Source organism: Vibrio sp. VP6 (genome assembly GCF_028823755.1).
GTDB classification, from domain to species: Bacteria; Pseudomonadota; Gammaproteobacteria; order Enterobacterales; family Vibrionaceae; genus Vibrio; species Vibrio parahaemolyticus.
The window spans coordinates 1-2,487 of the sequence record NZ_JAPEID010000110.1; the positions used below are offsets into that span (position 1 = coordinate 1).

At 40.8% G+C, this 2,487-nt stretch carries 3 protein-coding genes and 1 pseudogene; 2 read left to right on the top strand and 2 right to left on the bottom strand.

What is annotated here, in order from left to right; translation table 11 throughout:
- Window positions 1–145: 145 nt before the first annotated feature.
- Window positions 146–688, bottom strand: coding sequence for a DUF4158 domain-containing protein (locus tag OU793_RS24085; protein WP_159408201.1), 543 nt, complete (start codon window positions 686–688; stop codon window positions 146–148).
- 109 nt (window positions 689–797) lie between these two features.
- On the opposite strand from OU793_RS24085, the pseudogene OU793_RS24090 reads away from it, so the two are divergent.
- Window positions 798–995 (top strand): annotated as a pseudogene (locus OU793_RS24090) (helix-turn-helix domain-containing protein); the annotation flags it as partial.
- 26 nt (window positions 996–1,021) lie between these two features.
- Here the strand turns inward: OU793_RS24090 and OU793_RS24095 are convergent.
- Entirely contained in the window at window positions 1,022–1,261 is a 240-nt protein-coding gene (locus OU793_RS24095; RefSeq protein ID WP_159408203.1) for a helix-turn-helix domain-containing protein, read from the bottom strand.
- Between the two features lie 365 nt (window positions 1,262–1,626).
- On the opposite strand from OU793_RS24095, the gene lpxL reads away from it, so the two are divergent.
- Window positions 1,627–2,487 (top strand): LpxL/LpxP family Kdo(2)-lipid IV(A) lauroyl/palmitoleoyl acyltransferase (gene lpxL, locus OU793_RS24100; protein WP_274647889.1); only part of this gene is annotated, 861 nt, incomplete at its 3' end.

Sequence of the window (2,487 nt, forward strand, 5' to 3'; positions counted from 1 at the left end):
ACAAATATTGAGTAGTATTGATACCCAGTTATAATCATTAGAATATACTTCAAGGCAAAAACTAACTTTTCAGAGCGATTAGTATTTATAGTTCTTAGAACAATAACCCAGATAATCGATAAAATAATAAAAGCTATGTTTTCAATCATTTAGAAAGCTCTTGTCTTATTGTTTTCAGTGTGTACCCATCGGCAAGAGCCTCTGCTGTTAAAGCACCTTTACTCATTGCTTGATAACCCCTTAAGTAATCCTCAGAGCTGTATCTAAATAACTTAAATTGTTTAGCCTTTGCCGTGTTTGTCCATAACATCGGCTTTAAGTTGGGTTTGGAGGCAATTTGATAAGCCTCTGCGGCATTTTTAGTGGTCGATTTCCTAATATCGAGGTACTTAAGTATTTCAGCCCGATGACGTTTAGCTGTGCGACCTTTCCAATCATATTCCTCAATCTCAAACTCATCGAGTTGCTCTTTTAAATACTTCAGTGGCGCTTCAGCTATCTCATCGTATGACTGCGGAAATCGCCCTAAGTGTTGATAGAACTTGAGCTGAAAGCAAAAGGGTAAATGGTTCTTTGGCGGTTTGGATTTTAGTAGGGCAAGTTCTTCAAAATTAAGAGACCAGCATTCTGTTAGCTCATTTGATTCCCAATAGTGTTTCATAAGAATGCTCACTTTTTGTTCGAGCATAAAATAACCATGTTTAATTGTAAATTGTTGGCACTTTACGTAGCTATGAGGTAACTACCCCTTATATGAAAGTTTTATTTAACTTAAATACGACGCACTTGAGGCTGAGTTTAATTTCATCAATACATTGCTCTCGATGCGTGAATCTGCCGGATTGACTCAACAACAAGTTGCGGAGCGAATGGGGACAAAGGAAACCAACATTTCAAGGTTAGAAAAAGGAACAAGTAACCCAACCATCAAAACATTGATGAAATATGCAAAAGCATGTGGTTACCAGTTGGATCTTGGTTTTAAACACGCCTAAGCTGAATCAACTTAGCGAAAAACAAGCTACGCACGCTTGCGCGCTTGCTCTTTTTTGTACCAGTTACGTAATGTCGTTCTATTTATACCCAATTGGCGAGCGGCTTTCATTTGATTGCCATGACAGTGGATCAGCATCACCTCTAATATTGCTGCTTTAAGATCGGGTAACAAATGAGTCAGATCTGAACTTCGTTGTTGGAGTTGCAAAGCAATCTCCTCAGTCACACATTGCTCAACTTGCTCTCTATCGATAATTTTATTCATGAGTTCAACATATCTCTAAATATTTGACGCAGATTATATCAGGACGCGTTCCTTGTTTCAGCCTGCCTTTATTCGTGTTTGGGCTTAGCTTTTACGTTGTATCGATGCAATGCTAAATAACCATCTTTGACTTTATATGTGCGTTTCCCCACCACACTCTCACCTATTTTTTCGTACGTAGCGCAGTTAATGATGTAGCGGTCATGATCCTATTTTGATGATATTTATCACCCTATGACCACATACAAACCAGATTAAAGACAGGAACACTCAGAATAGTCCGACGCTGCGGATCGCTTTTGATCCTTAAAATGTATTGACTTCCATTTCTAAGGGTCTGATTAATGCCTTCATCTAATACGTTTATAACTAAGCACCGCACGCCAAAATTCCAAATCGAGTTCTTAGCACCACGATATTGGGGCACACTGTGCATGATTGGCATCATGTACTCTCTTAGTCTTTTGCCGTTTCGAGTGCAATTGACACTAGGTAGAAAGATTGGTCGTTTAGCTATGCGACTGATGAAGAAAAGGCGAGTAACGATTAAGCGCAACTTAGAACTTTGCTTTCCTGAAATGAGCGCTCAGGAAGTTGAATCCGTCACCAAAGAAAATATCGACAATACTGGCATAGCTCTGTTTGAAACCGCGATGGCATGGTTTTGGTCAGACAAACGTGTGAACAAGCATGTCGATATTATAGGCATGGAGCATATCCAAGCTTTAGAGCAAGAAGGAAAGGGCGCTTTAATGCTAGCAGTACATTCACTGAACCTAGAGCTAGGCGCTCGGGCTTTCGGGATCAAAAAGTCTGGCACCGGCGTTTATAGACCAAACAACAACCCCTGCTTCGACTATTTTCAATTCAAAGGTCGCTCTCGCTCCAATCGCACTCTGATCGACCGCAAAAATGTAAGAGGCATGCTGCAAGCGTTAAATACAGGTAAGCGCGTTTGGTATGCACCCGATCACGACTATGGTATACGTCGCTCGACCTTCGCTCCTTTTTTTGCTGTCGATAGAGCATGCACAACAACTGGGACAAGTTTGTTAGTGGATTCAACAAACTGTGCCATCGTACCATTTACAATGGTTCGAGAAAAAACAGGGCGATACACGCTCACCATAAACGCACCAGTAGACGGATTCCCTAAAAATAATCCTGACCAAGCCGCCACTTTTATAAACAAGGTGGTGGAAAGATCCATCTTAGCAAGTCCAAGC

Coding starts and splice junctions, on each gene's coding strand:
- OU793_RS24085 (WP_159408201.1), bottom strand. CDS start 688: ATGCTCGAACAAAAAGTGAGCATTCTTATGAAACACTATTGGGAATCA.
- OU793_RS24095 (WP_159408203.1), bottom strand. CDS start 1,261: ATGAATAAAATTATCGATAGAGAGCAAGTTGAGCAATGTGTGACTGAG.